General features: G+C 57.3%; 23 protein-coding genes. 6 read left to right on the top strand and 17 right to left on the bottom strand.

Going from position 1 to position 22,248, the window contains the following annotated elements; translation table 11 throughout:
• The first annotated feature begins 238 nt into the window (after positions 1 to 238).
• Positions 239 to 799: a DUF4143 domain-containing protein gene (locus tag NQ050_RS10015; RefSeq protein ID WP_257039187.1), complete on the top strand. Its 561-nt coding sequence runs from the start codon at positions 239 to 241 to the stop codon at positions 797 to 799.
• A gap of 4 nt (positions 800 to 803) precedes the next feature.
• Positions 804 to 1,136 carry a hypothetical protein gene (locus NQ050_RS10010; protein WP_257039186.1) on the top strand — a complete coding sequence of 111 codons (333 nt, stop codon included), beginning with the start codon at positions 804 to 806 and terminating at the stop codon, positions 1,134 to 1,136.
• A 14-nt stretch (positions 1,137 to 1,150) separates the two neighbouring features.
• Here the strand turns inward: NQ050_RS10010 and NQ050_RS10005 are convergent, their stop codons facing one another.
• The 8 genes from NQ050_RS10005 to NQ050_RS09970 all read right to left on the bottom strand — a co-directional run bounded on the left by NQ050_RS10005 (position 1,151) and on the right by NQ050_RS09970 (position 9,648).
• Entirely contained in the window at positions 1,151 to 4,252 is a 3,102-nt protein-coding gene (locus tag NQ050_RS10005; RefSeq protein WP_257039185.1) for a hypothetical protein, read from the bottom strand.
• Positions 4,249 to 5,700, bottom strand: coding sequence for a glycosyltransferase family 2 protein (locus NQ050_RS10000; RefSeq protein WP_257039183.1), 1,452 nt, complete (start codon positions 5,698 to 5,700; stop codon positions 4,249 to 4,251). Before NQ050_RS10000 ends, NQ050_RS10005 begins: the two co-directional genes overlap by 4 nt.
• Positions 5,697 to 6,293 (bottom strand): hypothetical protein, encoded by a 597-nt coding sequence (locus tag NQ050_RS09995; protein WP_257039182.1) that lies wholly within the window; start codon positions 6,291 to 6,293, stop codon positions 5,697 to 5,699. Before NQ050_RS09995 ends, NQ050_RS10000 begins: the two co-directional genes overlap by 4 nt.
• A gap of 13 nt (positions 6,294 to 6,306) precedes the next feature.
• Complete coding sequence (locus NQ050_RS09990; RefSeq protein ID WP_257039181.1) at positions 6,307 to 6,768, bottom strand: hypothetical protein; 462 nt, start codon at positions 6,766 to 6,768, stop codon at positions 6,307 to 6,309.
• 546 nt (positions 6,769 to 7,314) lie between these two features.
• Entirely contained in the window at positions 7,315 to 7,590 is a 276-nt protein-coding gene (locus tag NQ050_RS09985) for a hypothetical protein (protein WP_257039180.1), read from the bottom strand.
• A gap of 89 nt (positions 7,591 to 7,679) precedes the next feature.
• Complete coding sequence (locus tag NQ050_RS09980; RefSeq protein ID WP_257039179.1) at positions 7,680 to 8,156, bottom strand: DUF3817 domain-containing protein; 477 nt, start codon at positions 8,154 to 8,156, stop codon at positions 7,680 to 7,682.
• A 131-nt stretch (positions 8,157 to 8,287) separates the two neighbouring features.
• Positions 8,288 to 9,121 (bottom strand): nucleotidyl transferase AbiEii/AbiGii toxin family protein, encoded by an 834-nt coding sequence (locus NQ050_RS09975; RefSeq protein WP_257039178.1) that lies wholly within the window; start codon positions 9,119 to 9,121, stop codon positions 8,288 to 8,290.
• Positions 9,118 to 9,648, bottom strand: a complete 531-nt coding sequence (locus NQ050_RS09970; protein ID WP_257039177.1) for a hypothetical protein — start codon at positions 9,646 to 9,648, stop codon at positions 9,118 to 9,120. The genes NQ050_RS09975 and NQ050_RS09970 overlap by 4 nt, the downstream gene beginning before the upstream one ends.
• 341 nt (positions 9,649 to 9,989) lie before the next feature.
• On the opposite strand from NQ050_RS09970, the gene NQ050_RS09965 reads away from it, so the two are divergent.
• A complete protein-coding gene (locus tag NQ050_RS09965; RefSeq protein WP_257039176.1) occupies positions 9,990 to 10,451 on the top strand; it encodes a hypothetical protein in 462 nt (153 codons plus the stop codon).
• Between the two features lie 8 nt (positions 10,452 to 10,459).
• Positions 10,460 to 10,651: a helix-turn-helix transcriptional regulator gene (locus NQ050_RS09960; protein ID WP_257039175.1), complete on the top strand. Its 192-nt coding sequence runs from the start codon at positions 10,460 to 10,462 to the stop codon at positions 10,649 to 10,651.
• A gap of 97 nt (positions 10,652 to 10,748) precedes the next feature.
• Here the strand turns inward: NQ050_RS09960 and NQ050_RS09955 are convergent, their stop codons facing one another.
• The gene (locus tag NQ050_RS09955; protein ID WP_257039174.1) at positions 10,749 to 11,144 is read right to left on the bottom strand and encodes a helix-turn-helix domain-containing protein; all 396 of its coding nucleotides are present in this window, start codon (positions 11,142 to 11,144) and stop codon (positions 10,749 to 10,751) included.
• Positions 11,145 to 11,260: 116 nt separating this feature from the next.
• Here NQ050_RS09955 and NQ050_RS09950 point away from each other — a divergent pair, with 116 nt between their 5' ends.
• Together NQ050_RS09950 and NQ050_RS09945 are read left to right on the top strand one after the other, a co-directional pair.
• Positions 11,261 to 11,875, top strand: a complete 615-nt coding sequence (locus tag NQ050_RS09950; RefSeq protein WP_257039173.1) for an NAD(P)-dependent oxidoreductase — start codon at positions 11,261 to 11,263, stop codon at positions 11,873 to 11,875.
• Between the two features lie 55 nt (positions 11,876 to 11,930).
• A complete protein-coding gene (locus tag NQ050_RS09945) occupies positions 11,931 to 12,509 on the top strand; it encodes a PepSY domain-containing protein (protein WP_257039172.1) in 579 nt (192 codons plus the stop codon).
• Here NQ050_RS09945 and NQ050_RS09940 read toward each other — a convergent pair.
• The 8 genes from NQ050_RS09940 to NQ050_RS09905 form a co-directional block, all read right to left on the bottom strand.
• Positions 12,506 to 14,215: an alkaline phosphatase gene (locus NQ050_RS09940; RefSeq protein ID WP_257039171.1), complete on the bottom strand. Its 1,710-nt coding sequence runs from the start codon at positions 14,213 to 14,215 to the stop codon at positions 12,506 to 12,508. The two genes, NQ050_RS09945 and NQ050_RS09940, sit on opposite strands and share 4 nt — an antisense overlap.
• 80 nt (positions 14,216 to 14,295) lie before the next feature.
• Complete coding sequence (locus NQ050_RS09935) at positions 14,296 to 15,816, bottom strand: MFS transporter (RefSeq protein WP_257039170.1); 1,521 nt, start codon at positions 15,814 to 15,816, stop codon at positions 14,296 to 14,298.
• 245 nt (positions 15,817 to 16,061) lie between these two features.
• Positions 16,062 to 16,709, bottom strand: a complete 648-nt coding sequence (locus tag NQ050_RS09930; RefSeq protein ID WP_257039169.1) for a LysE family transporter — start codon at positions 16,707 to 16,709, stop codon at positions 16,062 to 16,064.
• Between the two features lie 37 nt (positions 16,710 to 16,746).
• Positions 16,747 to 17,367 (bottom strand): cation transporter, encoded by a 621-nt coding sequence (locus NQ050_RS09925; protein WP_257039167.1) that lies wholly within the window; start codon positions 17,365 to 17,367, stop codon positions 16,747 to 16,749.
• Between the two features lie 259 nt (positions 17,368 to 17,626).
• On the bottom strand, positions 17,627 to 19,519 hold the full coding sequence (locus tag NQ050_RS09920) for a DUF5979 domain-containing protein (protein ID WP_257039166.1): 1,893 nt from the start codon (positions 19,517 to 19,519) through the stop codon (positions 17,627 to 17,629).
• 185 nt (positions 19,520 to 19,704) lie between these two features.
• Positions 19,705 to 20,478, bottom strand: coding sequence for a hypothetical protein (locus NQ050_RS09915; RefSeq protein WP_257039165.1), 774 nt, complete (start codon positions 20,476 to 20,478; stop codon positions 19,705 to 19,707).
• Positions 20,479 to 20,555: 77 nt separating this feature from the next.
• Positions 20,556 to 21,692, bottom strand: coding sequence for a DUF1648 domain-containing protein (locus NQ050_RS09910; RefSeq protein ID WP_257039164.1), 1,137 nt, complete (start codon positions 21,690 to 21,692; stop codon positions 20,556 to 20,558).
• Positions 21,689 to 22,102: a GntR family transcriptional regulator gene (locus NQ050_RS09905; protein ID WP_257039163.1), complete on the bottom strand. Its 414-nt coding sequence runs from the start codon at positions 22,100 to 22,102 to the stop codon at positions 21,689 to 21,691. Before NQ050_RS09905 ends, NQ050_RS09910 begins: the two co-directional genes overlap by 4 nt.
• Positions 22,103 to 22,248 lie beyond the last annotated feature (146 nt).

Raw genomic sequence — 22,248 nt, 5'->3', positions numbered from 1 at the left:
ACAATACCAGCGCACCGCCCACAGGATCACATCACCCTGGAAATGGCGCCACTTGAAATCCGTCATCGTTCCGTCCGTCCAATCTCCGCCAAGCATGCTCAAGCTTCACGATTTTTGCAACAGAGCCTCACATCACCCTGGAAATGGCGCCACTTGAAATCCGTCATCGTTCCGTCCGTCCAATCTCCGCCAAGCATGCTCAAGCTTCACGATTTTTGCAACAGAGCCAGAGCTAGTAGTGGCTAAAAAGGCGCGCCAAATTCATATCTCTGAAGCAGCATTCCGCGACTATCAAGAACTGGCAAGGATGATGTATCTTTCCGCTGAACTGCCGTCGTGGGGTGTGGGATTTTCGGGGCGTGTGGTTCGCCGTCCGAAAGTATCTCTCATCGATTCTGGGCTTGCGTCCGCGCTTAGTGGGTTAGATGTGAAGAATTCGATGCAGTCCGGCGGCTTTGAACTGTTTGGTGCTACCCTCGAGGCGTTTGTTGTGAGTGAGCTTCGAAAGCAACTTTCGTGGATGCAAGACCCACCCCAGTTGTTCCATTACCGCGAACGCGACGCAGAAATCGACGTTGTTATTGAAGTTCCCGATGGTCGCCTGATCCTTATTGAAATCAAAAGTGCGATGGATGTTCATCCACGAGCATGGAAACATTTAGATGCAATGTCAGCCAAGCTGGGGGACCGTGTTGCCGCAAATGTAGTGCTCAATATGGGAAACAGGGTACTTAAACTCAAACGGCCACATGGCAAAGGATTTGTGGTGCCAATCCGCTCTCTGTGGGACCATCCGTGAGGAGATGGACAATGATGATCTCTGGCACCTAGTTTGGGCAGAATTGAGCTCCAAATCAATAACAGCAATGAGCTCATTTTCCGCCCTACCGCGGCGCATGGAATTTGAGCATGAGCAGCAAGAGCAAGGCATGGGTCTTAATTTGCAACGCCTCGACGGCGAAGGTCCTCCTAATTCACACACTTTTTCCAAGCCTCAAATTTGGCACTCACTCAAAAATTCAGCAACTCGTGAACGAAGTCATTCAGTAGTTCAGTCGCATGTGCAAGGTAAATCTGAAAAGCCACTAGGCACACCTGTGGGCTCTGGACGGCATGGAAGAGTGGTGTCGCTGTAATAGCAATCCGCCAATTACTCCTGGCGGCCGAAGCAGCCCTGCAGCTCGTAGTAGGACTGCTTCAGGCGCGATTCGGTTTCGAAGTGTTCCCAGTTTTCCCAAGTGTAGCGCTTCATTGGGGGAATAATCTGCGTGCCTTCAGGTTGCGCGGGCAGGGTCTGCTGCACGCCGTCACCGGTGTTGAAGGTGAATGCAAGGCCGATGTCTTCCACCATGCGGCCCTGGTCAATGGTCTGATTTGCAATGAAGTCCGTCATGATCTCTTTTCGGCTCGGGTCGCGGAAATTTAGCAACAGCCACGGGATTCGCACTTCCAGGGTGCGGCCGTCGGGGGACCACGCGTAATCGGCGAGCGAGTTGAAATCCGGGGCTTGTGGATTCCCGTTTCCCTCAATAAGTGCCCCGGCTTCATAGTCCTCAAATGGAGTGGTCTCCCCGGTTTCCAGGTTGTCCATGGCCCGGTTGAGCACGTAGAGAATTGGCACAAAGTTGCCGGAATCCTTCTGTTCCAAGAAGGGGTTAGGGCTGGTGAACTCTGCCATACGCCCGTAGAGGTAACTGTGAATGTCGTAGTAAGCATCCACGAGCAAGTGAGAGTTGCCGCGCTGCAGATTCAGCAGGAAGTCAGCCGGGTCGCTGGTGGCCACCTGGCTTGAATTGATCACAGAGTTGCCCTGATCTGGCGCGGTGTCCAGCAACACCTCCGGGTGGCCCGGGGCTCCTTCAGCAAGCTCCATCTTCAGGTATAGATAGCCGGCATCGTGTTCCACGAACACCCGGCGCAGCGGGTCAGAATCGTTTGCAGCCTCGTAGAATGCGGGCGCGGTCCACTCGCTGCCATCTCCATCCACCAGAATCTCGTCTGGGTCAAAACCCAACATTCCAAAACGCTGTTCGCTGGTCTGAACGTTCGGCCAAAAAGGGCGGCGGTCGGGATTATCAAAGTCCATGGTGTTCCATGTGCGCTTGAACCACTCGTCCTGCCAAGTGAACACGAGCCCTCCCATGTAGTTCGCATGCATGATGTCCTCATACATGCGGCACATATAGCGCCCCTGGTCTTGTTCGGACACCATGCCCTGGTGCATCCCATTCGGCCCGGAGTGGGTGCGGCCGCGGGAACTGGGGATACCAAACTCCGCAACCAACACTGGCATATCATGCACGGAACGCAGTTCTTGCAGGTAGGCGTAGTATGGGTTGGTTTCGCCGCGCCAATCTTGCACGTTCAAGTACTTTTGATCGCGCTGCAAGAAGTCTGGGTAATAAGGGTAGACGTGATACGAGGCAAACTGCCCCACCTGGTTCATAATGTCCTTGGTGTGGATATGGTTTGGGTTGACTTCCGCGATGTCCTCCTGATTGGAGCCGTCGGAAGGGTGGCGCAGGATGTCTGTGGTTACCCAGTTGGTGAAGCTCATCGGACGGGTCTGTTTGTACCGTTCCACCTCGTATTTCGTGGTGTATTCCATCTGGGAGGCTAGCCAGTGCTCAAAGGGGCTTGCGTCTGCTGTCTCGTAGAACTGCCCGGAGAATTGGCCGATGTCCTGATGCTTCGCGTTGGTGCCCAGCACCATAAAAGGATTCCATTCAGTGCCGATCACCCAGCCAATCACGTAGTCAGACACATCAGCCACATACACACCGGAACTGTGCCCAGGTACGGGATCTACCACGGTGTTTCCGTGCAAAGCATCCACAACGTGCTGGATCTCGGTTTGGAATCCGTGCACGGCTTGCTCGTGGAAGGCGTCGGCGTCATCGGTGATCCAATCCTCGTTGATCCAGACGCCATGCAGAACATAGAGCGGCTTGTCATGCGTGGCGTTGTATTGAGCGAGCGCCCGGTAGAACTCCGGCGGGTGCAGGGTATAGACGCGGATGGTGTTCGCATTCATCTGCCCAATTTGCTCGAACCACTGGCGGTATTCCTGGAGGGTAACGGCCGCCTCGCCGGGGAAATAGCCCGGCTTCGCCATTCCGATATTCACACCCTTGATGGTTAGCGGCTGGAAGGTGCCGTCGATAAGCACTTCGATGCGATCCTTCTCCCCGCTGATCCTGGACGGATAGTTGATCTCCTCAGTGGGCGCGTGCGCGGTGTCAGCGTAGAGGGCGCCTTCACCGGAGCGGAACTCCTCGTAGTTTTTCAGCGACTGTTCTACAAGCGGGAAGAAGGAGTTCCAATAGAAGGAGCTGGAGCTGTACCGGCCGAGCGCTGCGTACCAGGAGCTGATGCCCCACACGCTGTAGATTTGCGGGATCGTTTCCGCCGCGGAGAAGCGCCCTGCCAGGTAAAAGCGGTACGAGGGCCCACTGCGGCTCAACGTGACTGCCGGCAGGGTCTCCGGGATGCCATGCTCACGGAACAGGGCCCGGCCTTCCTCTGAAAGCTCGGCGGAAAAATCATAGATTGCCTCGGTGCCTGCATTGGGCTCAACGACGTCGAACCAGCCCCCATAGGACGTGGGAAGGTCCTCATACCCAAGCGACTCGCCAAACGCGGTGGCCTTGAGCGCCAAAGCATTTCCGACGTCACCCTGGTTGAGCTCAACCACAATCGTCTTCTCTTCGTTGTTGTTGTGCAGCACCAATCCAGGACCGGAGTAGTCCCACTGTCCTTCCACGCTGTTGTAGACCCTTTGAGGAATCACCGGATTGTTTTGCAGGGCGAGGTCTTGGACGTATAGCCCCGCCCAGTTGGTGGAGTTCACCCCCAGGTCCTCTGAGATCACCTGCGCCAAGTCGCCGTCTTCCGCATTGTGGATCAGGCCGTACTCCGCGAACAACACACTGGGGCGGTTCTGGTCAATGTTCATCTTGACCTGGTTCCACTGCTGCAGCGTGGTGTGCTTACCGTCCTCGTTCGCTGCGTACACAGCGTCAAAGCCCTTCGCCTCGTCGATGGAATAGGTGACATCCCGCAAGGCAGTGACGGTGGGATTAGCCCTGGCATTTTTGAAAAAGTACTCCACCCCCGAAGGCTGACTGTTGCTGTCCTGGCTGTTGTTGAACACGAGCACCTGGTCAAGCTGTGCTGGTTTCACTGCCCACACGAACACGGGAAGCACGATCACCAGCACGGCAACCGCGATGAGTGAGAAAAACTTTTTCATGATGAAACTTCCTGCGGCTGATTGTGAAACCCACGTCTATCCATTGCGCCCCACTCCCGATTTTGGGTGAAAAAGCGGTAGAAGCCCTCCAACCGGAACCACAGCATGAGCGGCTTGTACCAAAACGTTTCGGTGAAGGAAAGGCCAAGTACATAGGTGATTTCCAAGGGACGGGGGTACCTGCCCTGCATCCAAGCATTGATAGTGATGGAGAGAACATTCATCTGCCCGTTGAAGGTGAGGAAAAGAACCACGAGGAACAGGGAGTATTCCAGGAAGATTTGGCCTGCAAAGAAACTCGCAATGATGAAGATGATGCCCAGCAACTCGATTACGGGTATGAGTGCCTCACCGAGGATGAAGTAGGGGAATGAGAGCAGCCCCAAGGAGCGGTACCGCGGATTAAATGCCACCGTTTTATGTGTCCACAGGCTTTCCAGCAAGCCCTGGTGCCAGCGTCTGCGCTGTTTTCTGAGCACTTCCAGTGTTTCGGGGGCCTCGGTAAAGCAGATGGCGTCCGGTACTTGCACAATGCGCTTCTTGGACTGTTGTTCCAGCAGAGTTCTTTGGAGGCGCACCACAATTTCCATGTCTTCCCCAATGACATTTGGGGTGAGCCCACCTTCTTTGAGCAGTAGGTCGCGTTCAAACACAGTGAACGCCCCGGAGCTAATGAGCATGAGATTATGTTGGCTCAGCGCAACACGGCCAATGAGGAACGCTCGGAAGTACTCCAGCGTTTGCATAGCCACAATTGGGTTATCAGAGAACTCAATGTGCTTTTCAGCTATGCCATTTGCCACATTGTTTCCGTTGATGAGTTCCACCGAGCCACCGCTGGCAGCAACGTTGCCTTTTTCCACGAGGAATGGCCGCATCACCTTTTTCAGAGCGTTCTTCTCCAGCAGGGAATCGCCGTCCACGGTGCACACGTAGTTGTAGCTCGCAAGATTAATCCCGCAGTTGAGGGCATCTGCCTTGCCGCCGTTGTGTTTGCTCACCAGGTGCAGATTGGGAAACTGCGATGATCTATAGACGGCTTGCACTTCGGCGGTTCGGATGTGTTTCGCCTGGTCAGTGTGGGTACTTTCAGTTTGGAGGGCTGCAGGGTGCATGGAGAAGGCATCAATGACGAGCTCGGCTGTTTTATCCGTAGAGCCGTCATTGACCACGATAATTTCAAAATTGGGGTAATTGAGGTTCAGGAGTGAAGAAACGCTCTGTAGGATCCCGGAGGCTTCATTAAAGGCTGGCACCACAATGGTGACGCCAAATGATTCATAGTTGGAAAGACTCAGAGAGTCGACGGAAGCATTGAGCCGATTCTGCTTCCGGGAGTTGTAGAGGGCACTGCCGAGCATCACGGTATAGAGCAACGCCGTGCCAATTAAGTAAGCCGCCAGAAAATAGCCGAGCCAAGCAAGTGCTGTGAGAAGGGCATATGTCATTTGCTCAGACCTTCCTGTTTGTTGCCTGTTGTGGGGGCCGCTTTCGGCATTTTCAGGGTTGGGGAGAAGTGGTGGGGACTCCCGTGCGATGACCGTGCTGAGGGCAGCTGCTTGGGCTGCTTGGACGTTGCAGGAAGGGATGCGGCGCCCTCCAACGCCAAGTGCTTAAGGGAGGCTTGAAATTGTGATGCCGGTTGGACTTTCTTGATTTCCTCGGTGAGTGCCGTCATACCGAGCTCGTGAATCACAGCCAGTGCATATTGCTTCCGGGCCCAAGACCGGGATTTGAGTTCGTTTTCCAGATAGTTGGTGAAAACGGCATCTGCCAATTCCTGAATTCGGCGTGAAACTGCTGCGTCCTGGATAGTGTGCGTGATTTCCAGGAAGCTTTGAATGGTCCACCTGTATTCCTTTGAAGAGGTGGGGAGATTGTGGAGGGGTTTCCTTTGAAAAATTGCCTCTTGCCAATGAGGGAAATGGGAGTGTACGTAATTTGCTTGCCTTCGTTTTCGCCGTACATGGAAATAGCTATTCAGGAGTAAATACATGCACACAGCAAGCAAAATTGCCAGGAGAAACATCGTGGCGCTCACAACCACAAACGTATTAAGCACCGTCAACCTCCGCGAGGGAAACCGCGCCGGGCCTGGGTAGGTTCTCTGTGAACTCGAGGAGGCTCGGAACATCGATGGGATAGGTGAAGAAGGCAGCGTTTGCCAATGATGGGTAGGCCTGTGGCGACTTATCGGTGAAAATGGCCAGCGCCGGGCCGTGCCAGTTGTGGGGATCGTCTGTTGCTTGAAACCGCCAGCTAGCTGCCTCGCTGAGACTCACCGTGCTCTCATCGATGATGATGCATGAGGCTATGTTTGATACGTCTTTTGGCATGTGAGTAAGGGAAGGGAAAGAAGGGATGGGGGAGGTGGTGAGCATGCTTTCGAGGGTGAGCTTGAGAAGATCGTTGCGTGAAACCAATACGCAGTGGAGTTCTGTCACGTGGGAGGCTGGATCATGGGCGGCTGCTGAGTGATCAACGGAGCCTTGTTGTGCTGAGTTTGGTGAGTTCATGTTCCTTGAGAAAAGCTAAATTTCTGGAATGAATTGCATTAGTTTGCCACCTTTTAGTCTTTTTACATTTAGGCTTAAGTTATTGGCCTAGAGAGTTTCAAAGAGGGCTAACAGGTGCTCAGAATAGTACCGTGAAAAGGAAATTTGTCCAGAGTTTTCGCGCGTAAATATGAGGTGGAACTCATTCTCAAAACTCGTGCAAAAGCGTGGTTGTGGCATAAATCGGCATGCTTTCAAGGCCGTAGAAATCCGTTATGATCTTCAGCACAAGCGATTTTCAGCTTGATCGGCTTAATGGAAAACTACAGGAGGGGTGCGTATTTGACCTTGAGTTCGGTTGCCGCTGTGTCAAAGGTGAACTCAGCAGATATGCCACCCGTGCGCAGTGAGCAGCGGGTAGTGGGCAGTGAGGTGGCGACGCCTCAGAATTGGTGCTGCCGCAAGGCGGTCAGGGTCCCCATGCCTGTCCCGCAGCGGCGCTCTCCGCTAGTTACGCTAGGTTCCGAGTTCGCGCTTTACTTGCGACATGTGTGTGGTGATCGCTTCTCAAGTGCATGCGGTGAAAAGTTGGCCGGAGGTGGTGGTGGCAATGCTGCCATCAAAGCGCATGCCTACCTGGAGCATCGTGAACAAAACGCTCAGCAGCATTGACTTGCGTGCCGCTGGCTGGAGAAGCGCAGTTGTACGAGCAATCGTAAAGAAGGCTGCGCCAATGCTCATGGAGAACGCGTCGGCAGGTGCAGGGTTTGTCAGCATCACCAGTTGGAGCAGGAGCGTGGTTATCGCGCTGCTCGCTTGTGGAATCACGCTGTGTTTCAACATTCGCCAACTGTAGTTATGAGTAAACCCGCCAATCCGCAAGGATGTGGGGCAGTGGATTGGCGGGGATGTGGTGACGTCGGGGGGTGCCTTTAGCTCTTGGGGATCGGCGGCCCCGCGAGCAGCAGCGCGATGAACAGCGCCGTGACAAATGCAAGGAGTAGTACGGCCGCGAGAACCGGCTTTGCGAGCACCCAGGCCTGTACCTTTTCGATGAAGCCTTTGGGGGTCTCGCTACCTGGGCCAGGGGCGAGGCGCCACCCGCCTGTGAGCAGGCCGCGGCGGTCCAGGTACAGCTCGAAGGGCACGGTGGCGAATGGAATTACGGAAAGCAGCAGGCCGGCGATACCTACCGGCGCCTTCCACTTCTGGTTGACCCAAGTGAACACCGTGACCACGCAGTAGCTCAGGAATACGAATCCGTGGATGCCGCCGGCGATGGGCACGATGTTGGTTACGCCGGTGCCGCGGAGAATGAGGGCGATGATGAGCAGTGCCCAAGTGACCATTTCAGCGGTAGCAAAAATCCGAAACAACGCCCTTGGTGTGGGCTGAGAATCTGTGCGCACGGTTCCTCATTTGGGGTCGGGAGAATAAATAGCACCCATGACCATACCGATCGGGTCCGCAAAACGCCCGCCGCCCAAAGGGTTGAGGTGGGGTAGCGGGCGCGTGGTGGGGTGTTGGCCTGGGGAGTTACTTACTTCTGTGCAGTTGCGATTTGGTGAATGAGCTCATTTCCCCATGAAATAGCGGAGTCCATGCTCCTGATGGGTACCCCAGGTAGGTCGAGTGCTTCTGCTGCTTTCTCGTACGTGGTTTCCCAACCTTCGTTCTTCACAAAGGAGGAAGGCCAAGAGTGATCACCCCTGTAAGCGAATGTTGCTTCACAAAGCTTTCGTGCCAGAGGGAAGTTGATTGCTTCTTGCGCGAGAATGATTTGAAGGTCAACAAGATCATGGGCACGAGGGCTTCCGGGTAGCGTGGCAGCGTGAATCTTCTGGGCAATCTGGTGCTCGGCCTTGAGCACGCGAACTGGTTTGGGCGCAGCGAACCCCAGTTCAGTGAAGAGGTTTGAGAGTTCATCGGAAAGGTGGTATTCATCCGAGTCGGCGGCCCCAAGTTCGCTGTGTCCGAGTTCAAATAAGATAGTTTTCCAATCTCGCCCCTCGTATTGGAGCTTGATGTCAAACGGGGCCATTATGTACTTGGCTGGAACTCCAAATGGTTTCGGTTTCTTGCGTGGCTTTACCCTCCCCGTGAATCCTTGCCAACCGCTGTCCAGATTTGCTTCTAGGGACTCGATGAACTGCTCTTCCTCGTCTTTCCGAGCCGCATCAAGATCGGAGGTCATCCGCGCGCCAGGCCCATATCGAAATGCCATCGCACTTCCACCTTTGACGGCACCTTCAGGCAGCATTTGGCTTAGCACTACCAGCGCCATTAGGTTTACCCTTTGAGTCTCAGCTAGTTGGTTTTGTTCAAGGTTTTGTATCTTCCGTTTCAAGGCGTTGAGGTTCGAAGGCCGGTTCACAATTGTTCCTTTAGCTCCTTGTAGTGTTTGTTGAGAATGAATCCCTCGTCTTTGGCCTGGTCCACCATCACTTCCCAACGCTCTGGCATCACATAGGGTTTGACTTCCTTCAATGCATCCGCTGCGTGTTGTGCGGGAATGCCGTTGTACCTCACTACTCGTTCGGAGCGATTTGCTTTCCGAAGTTTCCAGTGATCGGGCAGTTTTCTGCGGTGGCGCTTCTGTGAGGCGAGGTGAATGAGCCGAGGGTTGAGGTTGCCGATGCCAAGAATTTGGAGCACGGTGTCTGCAGTGATGTAGGCACCGTCGCCCAGCGTTAAGACGGCTTCACGGAGGTAGTCGAATTCATCAACGGATGGGTAGTGGGGGTCGCGGTACACACCGCGTTGTTTCTTAACAAAGGCACCGCGGGAAGCGAGTTTGCGCAGTTCAATGGCGGGTACTCCGTGGTTTTGCGCGATCTTAGGCGTAATGTACCCATCATTTTCAAATGAGGCGTTTTTGAGAACCTCCCTATAGTTGGCCATGGATGAACCGTACCAAAAATGGTACGGTTCGTCCACACTTTGGGTGAAGTGCTGCCTGTGGCGGTGGTGGGATTCAGCCCGGTTTGGCGTTTGGCTTCCATTTTCTCCCCACCTCGTATCTGGTTTTTGCTGAGCTGGGTATCGGTGCATGGGCAAATGGGGTGCATGGGCAGTGGGGTGTTGGCCTGGGGTTATGTTCGGTGGCGCTTCCTGGTGGATGGAGTGGCGCGGTCGATTCCCGGTGGCCTTAGCGGGCGTCACAGAAGGTGCAATGTAAAGCAACCTTTACAAAGAGGGTCTTCACTCAGAGTAGGAGTTTTGCAATAGATCAAGAAGCGCTGATGCGCGCCGCGCGCCCCACGTTGAAATTCGGCAGGGTCAAATTTGGTGCCAAGCAAACCTCTGAACTTGCGGCAGCCTTGCCGCTGGCTATTGTGCTGGCACTCGTAATTGGCGCCATTGCCGGTTGGCTCCACGAGAGTGAGCAGCCCTCTGGGTGGCTCGTATTTTGCGTATTTGCGGCCGCTACATTTGTGCCGTGTCTCCCGCTGGCGTGGGTCTTGGCGGTGGACCGTGAAAGCCTGGCGATCAATGAGCCAAACGCGGAGCAGTCGGTTGAGGTGCACTGGGCTCAAGCGGCTGCGGCCAACAGTTTCTACCTTGCGGTGGCTTTCGCGGGTTCGGCTTGTGCGGTGGCGTCCATCTTGGGGTATCTGCCAATAGCTCAGGCGTTGCTCGCTGGCTTGCTCGTACTGATGGGTCTATTCGTGGCGTGCTACTTCCGGCAACGGCTCCATGGGTAGGCGTCAACGTGCGAAACATCATTCCAGAACTGCGGAAGCAGCAAGGGTACTCGCAGGCACGGCTGGCGGAACTTCTCGGAGTGTCTAGGCAAACGGTGATCTCCATTGAGAAAGGTCGCTTTGATCCCTCCCTTCCCCTGGCGTTCAGCATCGCTGCCATATTTGAAAAGCGCATAGAGGAGATCTTCCAGCCGGACTAGTCGGCGACCGGACTAGTTCGCGGATATTCGGCGGCAGTGTCTCACGAGCCCACCACTCCGCCACTCCACCACTTCGCCGCCCGCCGCTGCCCGCCGGCTAGCCTTGCAATGTGAGGTCCTGGGCGGCGTCGTAACGCTGCCTGTTCCCTTCAACTTCACCAACGTGCGTCTCTGCCCATGTTCGCAGCGCCTCGATCGGGGCCACGATTGTGTGGCCAAGGTTGGTGAGCTGGTAATCCACGCGTGGTGGGATGGTGGCGGTTGCGGTGCGGGTGATGAGGCCGTCGCGTTCCATGGAGCGCAGCGTCTCTGTAAGTACTTTGGGGGAAATTCCTTGTACCCTGCTGCGGATTTCTTTGAAGCGTACGGGGTGGCCGGGGGCGAGGACGGTGACGATCATCGGGGTCCAACGGTCCGTGAGATGGCGCAACACCGTGCGGGAAGGGCAATCTTTGTTCAGAATATCCGCAGCTAGATCGGTATTTGTAGGCATGGTGGGAAACTTTCTTCAAAAAACTTCTAATAGTTACGTTGAGGTAATCGGTTACTAAAACATACCATTGCAAGCGTAGCAAGTTCTTCAATCTCAAACACTCAAGGAGTTCTCACATGAACATTGCAATTATCGGCGCAGCAGGTCTGGTAGGTGCTCCCGTGGTGGAAGAAGCCCGCAACCGCGGCCACCAAGTGAGCCAGTACACTCGCTCCGGCTCCGGCACCGGCGAATCCCAGGCGCTTGACCTGGCTGATACTCAGGCAGTGGTGGAGGTCATCAACAATGCCGACGTCACCCTCATCTCCGTAGCCAGCCGGGACAACTACCAGGCAGCTATCGACGCCCACACGGCACTCATCGCAGCTAAGCCCACGGGCCGCTTTGTGGTGGTCGGCGGCGCAGGTGCGCTCAACGCCGGTGAGCAGCGCCTCTTCGAAACCCCAGAGTTCCCCGCCGAATACCTCCCAGAAGCCAAGGCATTTGGCCAGGTGTTTGATGCCTACGCCAACTCCCACGGCCTGCAGTGGACCATGATCGCCCCCTCCCCAGTGATCGCCCCTGGCGTGCGAACCGGCGAATACGTAGAAGCCCTGGACACCCCAGCCGGTGGATTCGTATCCACCCAGGATTTCGCCGTGGCAATCGTCGATGAGATGGAAGCGCCAAAGCACGCAGGCCGCCGCTTCACGGTTGCATCTGCCGACGAGCCCGCCGCCCAAGGCGCATAAGGTATCCAAGGCCTGCCGCTGCAGGCTCGGAACTCATGCAGCTACAGTGGGGCGCATGCATTTTTCCAATCGTCGAAAATTTGTGTTCGCCACCGCTGTAGCAGGGCTGGGGATTGCGCTCACTGCGTGTTCCTCCAGCGATTCCCAGTCCCAGACTCAGGTCACCGCAACGGAAACCGTCACCGTTGCTTCTGAGGTGGCGCAAGCCCCGACCAGCACCTCCAGCGCAGCCACGCCCGCTACCGGAACCGGAACCCAGGGCGAGGTTGCCTCGGGCCTGCGGGCCATTGAAGCTGCACTCGCCGCCCACCCAGGCGCCACTGCTTATGAGCTGGATTGGGATGACAACCAGTGGGACGTCCACCTGCGCACCGCGGAAAACACGGGCCTTGAAGTGAAAGTCAGCGCCGATGGGGCAGTAGTGGCCTCCGAGGCTGAGGACCTGGACTCCGATGCCGCAAACAAGCTTTCCCAAGCAACCATCACGCTTGCACAAGCGATCGAGACTTCTGGTGTGCAATCCATCGACGACGTTGAATTGGAAGAAGAAAACGGCCTCGTGATCTGGAAAGTCGATCCAGACAACAACCAGAACGAGGTCCGGGTGAACGTGGCAACCGGCGAAGTAGTCTAGCCAAGTTCCACACCCCGCACACCGTGGCGCACACGTGCCGTCATGCCCTCCACCGGCACGTCTTTGGGGTCATAAAGATTCTGCGAGTAGCGCCACTTCGCGCGCACCTCTTGCGTATCCACCTCAATGGCCAGGTAGCCGTGGCGTTCAAAGTCGATCGCGCGGTGCCACGGGTTGATCCGCTGCAAATGTGCCGCCACCTCATTCAATAACGCGCGGGTGGCGGGGCGCAGCACCTCGTTGCGGTTGATGGTTTCAAACAAGCCAGGGGCAGTGAGCGAGGGCGCCACAAACTCCACCGCCGCCGCTTCAGGAACCGCCGCACCCGCCGCCCTGCGCGCGTCGGAAATGCTCGTGGGGATGTTGTTTGCCCAGGATGAGTGGATGTCACCGGCCAGAAATACTACGTTGAGCTGCGGTGATCCTGCTATCAGATCCACAATTTGTTGGCGTTCGTGGGCAAAGCCGTCCCATTGATCGGTGTTGAGGGGGATGCCCTGTTCCGGGAGGCCGAGTTGGTCCACGAGCCATTGGTGGACCTCGGGATCCAAGGAATAAGGCAAGGTCATCGGGGCAAACATGATTTGCGTGCCTACAACCTGCCACCGGGCGGAGGAAGCCTCCAGCGCACTACGAAACCACGCGAATTGTTCCTGGCCCATCGCGCTGCGCTGCGGTGATGCTGCTTGGGGGACAAAGTTGGGGTCATTGCGATGCACAGCGTCGGCTGAGTAATGCAGCAGGCTTTGGTCGCGAAAGCTTCGTAAATCTGGCAGCAGCAGGTGCATCAAGTTGCCATAATGCAGCTCTCGGTGCGGTGCGGGGGCGCTCATGCCCGCAGCTTCACGGACCGGCATCCACTCCAAATACGCCTGCGTGGCTGCGGCTTTTAGCTGCGCAAAATCCACCCCGGGGAAGGAATCCTGCCGTTCAAAGCCCTCGCGCCAGGTGTTGTCCTGGATTTCGTGATCATCCCACATGGCGATGAGTGGCTTCGCTGCGAGCATTAATTGCAGGTCCGGGTCCAGGTGGTAGGCGCCTTGTCGGATGCGGTAGTCGGCAAGGCTCAGCGTGTGGTGCGGTGGCTGCACAGTTCGCGCCCGCGGTGTGTGCGGGGAATCGTATTTGCCAGACTCGTTTTCATAGGTGAAATCCCCCAAATGCAGCACAAACACCAGTTCATCGTGGGTGGCAATGTCCCGGTAGCCGCTGAAAAACCCGGTTTCAAAATTGGAACAGCTCGCCACCGCAAACTGGCAGTTCGCTGCAGTCTCACCCGGCGAGGGAAGCGTGCGCGTGCATCCAACAGGCGAGTATTTCCCAACCTCGGAATCCAACTGAAAGCGATACCACAGCCGCGTACCCGCCGGAAGCCCTCCGGCCAGCACTTTTACCGTGTGATCCCGGGAGGCGTCGGTACGCGTGGCTCCCCTCAAAACCACACTGTGAAACTCCGGATCCGCCGCAACCTGCCAGCTCAGCTCCACTGGCCCGCCCACGCCGCTGCCCGGAGTCGCGCCGGGCTCGGGCGTGATGCGCGTCCACAAAATGACACTGTGGGCGTCTGGGGCCCCGGAGGCGACACCATGCACAAACGCCCCACTAGCTGCACGCGCCCGTGGGGGAGAGGTTGCGCCAACGACGCTGCCAAGGGCCGCACCCTGAAGGAATCTACGGCGGCTCACGGTTCGAAAAGGGAAGCTCATGGGCCCGAGGCTAGGGGCGGAACATGAAAGGCAGATGAAATGAAGCAGTTTCATTCATGAGAGCAGCCAGTGCAGTGGGGTTAGGCGCTGTGGACACCCACACCAATCGGCTGCCCGGGTTCTGGCTGCCCCTCCAGCTTGGTGCGCTGGAGGGTGGTGGTTTCTCGGCGGCGGTCCGCGATGGTGATGGCCAAGCCGATGGTGAGGGTTGCCAAGATCGCCCCGAAGGCTGCCGTGGCACCCACGTTCCAGTGGAACCCACCCTCCACCAGGGCAAACATGATGCTCGGGATGGTGGCCGTGCCAATCGCCGTGCCCATGCGCTGCCCCAGTGAAAGCACACCGCCGGCAGTCCCAGAGATCGCGGGGGAGACTGACGCCAACGTAAGCGTTTGGTTCGGTGAGATCACCATGCCGCTACCGATGCCCAGGCCAAACAGAGTTGCTGCCAGCACCCACACGCTGATTTGGCCGTTTTCCACCGGGGTAATTGCGAGCATGGTTGCTGCGATGGACACGATGGAAATAGCGAAGCCCCAGATCACAATGCTGCGGCCCATCCCCAGCACATGCCGGCCCGCCCACGGTGCAGCGAACGCGGAAATGAGGGATGAGGGGATGGTCAGTGCCGCCGCGCCGAGCGCGCTCATACCAAGGTGCGTTTGGGCGTAGATCGGGACGATGAGCCACACGCTGGTGTTTCCCAGGAAGTACAGGGTGACAATCAAAATGCCGTTGCGGAAAGCAGGATCTCGAACCATGTCAATGTCCAGCATCGGTGGGCGCTTGCGAGCCTTGTATCGCTTCTCCCAGTGCACGAAGAACCACAGCAAGGCGAGGCCGCCCAAGAGTACAGCCCAAATCCACGGGTTACTGCCACGCTGCACAAAGGGGAACAGGATGGCAAGGGTTGCCACCGCCATGGTGGTCATACCGATAGGGTCCAGATCCAGGCGCTTCCTGGGGTTCTTGGTGGTGGGCTGGTCTGCTGGGATCCAGCGCAATGCAAACAATATGGTGGCAAGCCCAATTGGGACGTTGATGAGGAACATCAGACGCCACCCGAGTGCCTCACCGAACAATTGGATGAGGAACCCACCCATCATCGGGCCGAACACGGTGGCCACCGCAACGGTAGTACCGAACATTCCATAGGCGCGAGCGCGGGCCTGGCCCTGGAAGTTCTGCTGGATAATGCCGGTGGTCTGCGGGTTAAACAAACCAGCGCCGAAACCCTGCAGCACGCGCGCAGCTATAAGCACCGCGATGCTCGGCGCCAGTGCGCTCAGCAGTGATCCCAACGTAAAAAGACCCACGCCGATGATGAACATGCGGCGCCTGCCGGTGGCGTCGCCAATCCTGCCCGCGGCCACCAGCGGCACGCCGAAAGCCAGGGCGTAGCCTGACACGATCCATTGGGCTTGGCTATTCGACGCCACCAAGGATGCCGCAATCGGAGTCAGTGCCACATTCACCACTGAGATTGCCATCAACGCCATGAACAGCGGTGCGAGCAGAGCCGTCATCAGCTTCCGCGGAGAAACGGTGCCCTGATTGGTGTCTTGAGTTGCGGAGTGTTGGTTGCCTGAACGGTTGTTCATGAGGGGCCGCCTTTCTTGCAAAACCATCTTGGGGGAAAACTTCACAGCACCCCGAAAGGCGCTGTGAGGTTTGGGCGATGGCGCGCGAGCGGCCTCATGCTTCGGTTGCTGCTCAGGCAATCGAAGGAGAAGCGAAGCTGTGCTCCTTTGCGGGGAGTATCGCTTGGCGTCTGCACCCTTGAGACTCACCATACCCCAAATTCTGGTGATGTATCAACAATAATTCTGAAAGTGGAACCCAGTGATCACGAAGGCAGGAGCAATAGCGCCGCCACCGCAACAAACAGCAGGCCAAAGGTTACGTTGAGTGCCTTTTGACCACGCGGATTCGCCGCAAGCTTTTTAAACGACCTTGCCAGCAACGCAAATCCGCCCCACATCACCAGCACGTCACCCACCACCAGCGTCACCGCAAGAATCAAGTACTGCGGAAGCTGCGGCGCGTGAGGTGAGATAAACAACGGCATGAAGGCCAGCAAAAACACAATGGCCTTCGGGTTGCTCATGTTCACCCAGAACCCGCGCCGCACCATCGCGGCAGGTGAGCTCCCAAAAGCATGCGCCGCGCCCCCTGCTGCCTCTTCCTGTGCGGTGCTGGGGGCGTCGGAAACCCTGGAAAGCATCATCCGCAGCCCCAGAAACACCAGATACCCTGCGCCGATGTATCGGATCGCCGTGAACAGTTGCGGGTTGCTGGCCACAATTGCGCCGAGGCCCGCCGCAGTGATCGCGATTTGCAGGAGCAGTGCGAGTTGCTGGCCGAGGATCGTCCAAATGCTGCGCCGCCACCCCACCAGTAGGGAAGTGGTCATGGTGTTGACGGCACCCGCGCCGGGGGTGAGGCTCACGACGAGGCACGCGGCGGTCAACGAAAGCCAAGTGGAAAAAGGCACGCGGGGATCCTTGCTTGAAGGTTTTCGGGAAAGGAGGCTAGTCGCAGTCGAAGTCACCGGCTTCGGCGCGGGCTGCGAGGGTTTCGCTGTGTGCCGTCTCGTAAACCTCCTTGGCGGCGGTGGCATTGAGGAGCAGGATGAGAGCGCCCAAAATGATGTCTGGCCAACCAGAATGAGTCCAGGCTGTCAGACCCGCCATGGCGATGATGGCAATGTTTGCAAACACATCGTTGCGCGCCGCTAGGAAAGCAGCCTTAGTAAGCGCACCGGAGCCTTCGCGGAAGCGAGCCAAGATCAAGGCACAGATGAAGTTCACTACAATGGCGCCACCAGCGGTGATGAGGAGCGTGAACCAGTCCGGGGCATCTGGGTTGGGGAACTTTGCGATGATTTGGGTCACTGCCGCAATCGCCGGCAACAAAATGATTCCAGCGGCCACCTTGCCAGCGCGGGCCCGCCACAGCGCCGACCACCCCAAAGCGAGTGCAATGAGCATATTCACCGCAAAATCCTCAAAGAAGTCCACCGAATCCGCGAGCAAACTCACTGAACCAATGGAAAGCGCCACCACACCCTCAATGAAGAAGTACGCAAGGTTAAGCAGCGCAACAATGATGACGGTTCGGCGCAGCAATGCGCGATGAGCTGGACTATTCACGCATTTGAACATACGCCGGGGCGAAGGGCGGGTACAAGGTGGCGGGTTCAAGGCAGCATGGCGGCAAGGTGGGCGGTGATCAGTGGGTGTTTCCTCAGGGCGGGGTGGTTTCTCAGGGTGGGTGGTTTGGGTTGGCATGTTTGGAACCATGCCCCTTCCGCACAAATCGAAACCCGCAGTGTTCGTGGGACGCTGAAACACAACAGCACACCTGCCGTAATGGCAGGTGTGCTGTAAGAACTGCAATTGGCGTTGGCGCCTAATTGGTGGTGCGTCCGCGTGCGACCAGCACCAAGCCACCCAGTAGGGCGGATAGTGCCAGGGCACCCAAGACGCCTACACCCACGCCGGTGTTCGCCAACACGCGCTTGGTTTGCGCGGGCTGTGCTGGCTTTGTGGCCTGTGCGGCGTGGGCGGCTTCAGTGGTAGGGGAGGAAGGCATAGCAGGTTGCGTGGGTTGCGCCGGAACCGTTGGAGTTGCTGGAACAACCGGGACTACAGGAACAACAGGGATCGCTGGCGTCGGTGGAACCGTACTGGATGCCGTGGTGGTGGACTCGGTGGTGCTGGACTGGGTGGTGCTGGATGCCGCGGTGCTGGACTCGGTAGAGCTGGAGGTCACAACCACTGGTGGCACGGAGCTTGATTCCGTAGTGGAGGTCACCGGCGTTGTGGATTCAGAAGGTGTGGATTCAGAAGTGGTGCTCACCGCAGTGGTTTCCGTGGTGCCTTCCGTGGTGCTTTCCGGGGTGGTCGTCTCACTCGTGGTCTTCGGAGAGTAGGTATTGCTGAACTCCGCTAGATTGTTCGTGCCAATCTCTACCTGTTGCTGCTGTGGGGAGATGGTGAGTTTGTAGCCCGAAGCTCCGGCTTGGGTTTCATCCTCGGTGACGGTGCACTTGGTGCCCACGGTGAAGGTGATTGGACTGTACACAACGGTGCCATCGCCTGTTGCTTCCAGCGTTCCCTTGAGCTCGCCGCAGGTGTAATGAAAGCTAAACTTCTTTGCTTTCAGCTCTGCGAGCTGTGCCTCGGTGAGGTTCTCCCCACTCACGGTCTTCTTCACAGCAACGCGGCTTGCGCCATCAGCAGTTCCAGATGCTTCGGCCACCCGGGCAACGGCTTCCTTGGAGAGGGTTTCGCTTCCCGCCACCGTGAATTGGTTATTAAATTGCTCATTGTTTGCCGGGATGAAGTTCGCTGGCAACTGGGTGCGGTAGAGGATTTCGTACTTGTACTCCTTATTCCAGCCGCTCGCAGGTTGGGGGAAAGTGGCGGTGAGGGTCGTCCCGCGGTCTGAAAGGGTCTTCCCATCGTCTGAAACGGTGGGTGTAGTGGCGTACTGGCGAACCCCATCGCCAAGGGCATTGGTGCCGTCGGCGTTGCGGGTCACCATATAGAGGTGCAGCTTGTCAGCAACGAACGTATGGTTGCCCTTCACAGTGTCAACAATCTTGAGGTCCCCTATTTGGTTGTCCACAAGCAAAGGCCCGGGGATGGTAATAGACCATTGAACAAATCCGGGGTTCGTACTCAAATCCACGCGCCCGGACTTGCTCACCTCACGGCCCAAGCCCTGAGTGCGTGGACAGATTACACAGGTGCCGGGATTGGGTGCGGGATCAAAGGTGCCCGTCTTCAATTCGCCGTTCAAGGTAACGGGGAAAGTGTCGCGAGAATATTCGGCAGTTGCGGTCAGGCCCACGCTAATGGAACCGCCAATCGCCTCAGCGCCAGCGATCACTGAATCGCTGAAGGTACACTCAATTACGTCTTGGGCGACCCGGCAGGTTGCCACTTCGGCGTCGCCACGCTTGAGAGGAAAGGACCCAATGTTGGAGGCGAAATCCAGTGGTGCCTCTTGGGAAAAGGCGATCTTCATGACGTCGCCGGCTTTCACCGTTTCGCCTGCTTTGACTGCCCAGTCTGCGGTGAACGTCAGGGAGTCATCCACCGTTGCTGGCCAGGAACCTGTTTTGGTCACCTTCACGTTGGAAAGTTCAAATTTGTTGGTTTCCTGCGCAGCAGCGGAATGGCTGCCAACGCTCAACAGTGTGATACCCAACGCGAGCATGGCAAGCAGTGCCGCGAGTGAGAAAAATCGATTGCGTAACTGCGCCTGAGACCAGGTGTGCGAGTTCAAACTGTTCACTAAAGCCCTTCATAACTTTTAGTTTCCTGTGAAAATAGGCTCTGGATACAGCTTCACTTCGCAGAAAGAATTGTTGATCAAAAGCACTTTAGCTACTTAAGACTGGGATTAGAAATCGCCAAAGATTTTCACCAAAGGGTGGCGTCGGCACCGCCCTTCCGCGCCATGCCGTGACCTTTGACGAGCTAACCTAGCGCCAAGAATTCATCCAGTGGCAGGCTGGCGATTACCTGGGGTTCGCCGGTGCCGTCGGGGGAAAACACTAAGGTCCAGCCTGCATCGGGGTAGTAGCCCCAAGCTTTGTCAAACTTGCCCTGGTGAGTAAAAAGCACGGTGTTGGTGCCAGCTGGTGGAGCGGTGACGGTTCGATTGCGCAGCCCCTGCAACGAGTCCTCAAGCTCATTCGGGTCCTGGAAATTCAGCGATCCGGTGAGATCGCGATTCACGCTGACCTCTTGGCCGATCACTCCCATCGCCTCAGAGGCGTGCTGGTACACAAAGTAATATTCGCTGGATAGCGCCTCATTCACTGGGATTCCCAGCGCCTCATATTGCTGCCCGAGCGCGCGCATACGCTCTACGCTTTGTTCGGAAATGCGCTGGCCGTCGTCAATAAAACCTTCTGGCGCGGGATCAGGGTTGCCCGGCCGAGTGGCTCCGGTGTAGCGGTGCACAATCACCAGCCCACCCTGCTGCAGCCGCTCAGCGAGATCCGCCGGCGTGTCTGGGGTGGGGTTGGCTAGGGTGGTTGCGGTTGTCTGAGTCAACCCGGCGCCTGTGGCAGCGCTTGCCGACGTCCCCGCGCCCGCACTCGCCGAGGTGGTAGGGGAGCTTCCAGAGGCAGGTGCCGGAGAGGGGGCGGAGGAGGGGGAGGGTGAGTTGCAAGCAGCAAGGATAAGGCCAACGCCAAGACTGCCAAGGCTCAGGGCGGCAGTTTTCAGAGATTTGTGAGTTCGCATTGTTGATACCTCGCTCCTTGATAAGTTTTGTGGACGTGTCATCAATGCTAGGCGTGGGAGGCTCCTCACGCACCCATTTATGCCAGGAGGGCAACAATCAGGATTCCGACGGGCAAGAAAAATAGGACGCCCATTGCAAGCTGGGCCTGCCACCTTGCGTAGTTGAAGTCAATGCCCACACCCACGCGTTTTTCCACCACCACCGCCGGGTCATCCGGGTTGTAGTAGAACATTCCCCACTTGTAGTGGGAGTCGTTGTCCGGTGACTCCGCCGTGCCATCGGTGATCCCTGCTTGTGCGATGGCTGCGTCGATACGCTTGACCCAAGCGATGCTCAGCCCCGCGATGCCCACGGTGAGTACCAATACCGTGCCCACGATCACTGCCAAGGGTGCCGCTTTGTTGCTGTTGAGTTCAGGGTGGTACAGGAGAAACTCAAGGCCGGAGAACATTGCATTGACGATGAGGGCAACGAGGCCCACCGTGAACGCGCTGAGGCGCATCGCCGCGTGGTTGCGCAGCATTGTTGCTGGCCCGCGGCTGGTCCGTGGGTGGATTTCGCCGTGGAGCATCGCCAAGGTGATCGTGGCCATGAGCGCCGTGGTGCCCAGGCCTACGAAGCTCGGGGCAAACACTGAGGCCACTGACTTTGCCGCCCATGCATCCGGCTCACCGCTCGGGCCCCAGTGGGTAGGGATGGTGTCAGCGAGCTGGGGGTAGAGCTGCCACAACGCCACCGCGCCGGGGATGAGCGCGAGCAGTGCTACCACAAACACCGCCCAGGATGCCCGCCCGCTGGGTACCCACACTCCGAGCTCGATGGGGTCGGTTACTTTGCGGGCGCGCATGAGCTCGCCTTTGAGCTCCACTGGGACGCCGGCGAACCAGTCCTGCTCGCGCTTGGCTGCGCGAATCGGCTGGCCAGACCACGCAAAGTTGGCCACACACAGCACAAAGCTCAAGGGTACAAGCAATCCGACGCCCGCAGGCGACCACAGTCCCACGGCCACCCCGGCGGCGCCGGACAGCAGGGCGAGGGCGATGCTGCGCACCTTGAATGCTTTGAGTGCTTTGGTGACAACCCGGTCATTAAGACGGCTTTTCGGTACGCGCACGCCAAGCGGGGCGACGTCAGCGGTGACGCTCGATCCCCACAGGACGGCGATCGGAATGATGGCGAGGGTGAGGCCAATTGTGATGGCGAAAAACGTCATGATAGGTCACCTTTCTGCTGGTTGGAGGAATGTGGTGAGGTTTCGTTGATGAGGGTGTCTATGAGGGTGCGCAAATCGTCGGGTGGCATGCCTTGTGCAAGGCCGAGGCGAACCTTTGCGCCGAGGGACTGGGCGAGTTCCTGTTGGGCTTGATCGGAGATTCCATCTGCGGGGATTCCCGTGATGGTGGTGCCTGAGCGTTGGCTGGTGGTGACGAGACCGTTTCTCTGCAGCAGGTCATAGGCCTTCTTGACGGTCGCGGGGTTGATGCCAAAACGTGCGGCCACCTTGCGTACCGAGTCCAACTGCTGACCGGGCTGGAGTTCCCCGGACAGGATCCGGGAAACGATGGCGTCATGGAGCTGTTCGAACAGGGGTTGGGGGGAATTGGGGTCCAGGGAGATATACACGTGACCTCCTGAGGTGATGGGTCGTTCCAGAATCGCGCCTGTATTGGTAATACTAATACGGATGTGTATTAGTGGCAATAGTACAGATTCGAGGTGGTGCAGACATTGAAGGCGTGCGCGTCAACTGAAACCCCAACCCCCAACCC

The organism is Corynebacterium sp. 122RC1 (assembly GCF_024580955.1).
Lineage (GTDB): Bacteria > Actinomycetota > Actinomycetes > Mycobacteriales > Mycobacteriaceae > Corynebacterium > Corynebacterium kozikiae.
This window is presented reverse-complemented; position numbering and strand designations above follow the sequence as displayed.

Bases quoted from the DNA above. Each gene is read 5' to 3' on its own strand.
- NQ050_RS10000 (WP_257039183.1), bottom strand. From the start codon at position 5,700: ATGACATATGCCCTTCTCACAGCACTTGCTTGGCTCGGCTATTTTCTG.
- NQ050_RS10010 (WP_257039186.1), top strand. From the start codon at position 804: ATGGACAATGATGATCTCTGGCACCTAGTTTGGGCAGAATTGAGCTCC.
- NQ050_RS09950 (WP_257039173.1), top strand. From the start codon at position 11,261: ATGAACATTGCAATTATCGGCGCAGCAGGTCTGGTAGGTGCTCCCGTG.
- NQ050_RS09915 (WP_257039165.1), bottom strand. From the start codon at position 20,478: ATGCGAACTCACAAATCTCTGAAAACTGCCGCCCTGAGCCTTGGCAGT.
- NQ050_RS09985 (WP_257039180.1), bottom strand. From the start codon at position 7,590: ATGTTGAAACACAGCGTGATTCCACAAGCGAGCAGCGCGATAACCACG.
- NQ050_RS09935 (WP_257039170.1), bottom strand. From the start codon at position 15,816: ATGAACAACCGTTCAGGCAACCAACACTCCGCAACTCAAGACACCAAT.
- NQ050_RS09910 (WP_257039164.1), bottom strand. From the start codon at position 21,692: ATGACGTTTTTCGCCATCACAATTGGCCTCACCCTCGCCATCATTCCG.
- NQ050_RS09970 (WP_257039177.1), bottom strand. From the start codon at position 9,648: ATGGCCAACTATAGGGAGGTTCTCAAAAACGCCTCATTTGAAAATGAT.
- NQ050_RS09940 (WP_257039171.1), bottom strand. From the start codon at position 14,215: ATGAGCTTCCCTTTTCGAACCGTGAGCCGCCGTAGATTCCTTCAGGGT.
- NQ050_RS09965 (WP_257039176.1), top strand. From the start codon at position 9,990: ATGCGCGCCGCGCGCCCCACGTTGAAATTCGGCAGGGTCAAATTTGGT.
- NQ050_RS09955 (WP_257039174.1), bottom strand. From the start codon at position 11,144: ATGCCTACAAATACCGATCTAGCTGCGGATATTCTGAACAAAGATTGC.
- NQ050_RS09990 (WP_257039181.1), bottom strand. From the start codon at position 6,768: ATGAACTCACCAAACTCAGCACAACAAGGCTCCGTTGATCACTCAGCA.
- NQ050_RS09945 (WP_257039172.1), top strand. From the start codon at position 11,931: ATGCATTTTTCCAATCGTCGAAAATTTGTGTTCGCCACCGCTGTAGCA.
- NQ050_RS10005 (WP_257039185.1), bottom strand. From the start codon at position 4,252: ATGAAAAAGTTTTTCTCACTCATCGCGGTTGCCGTGCTGGTGATCGTG.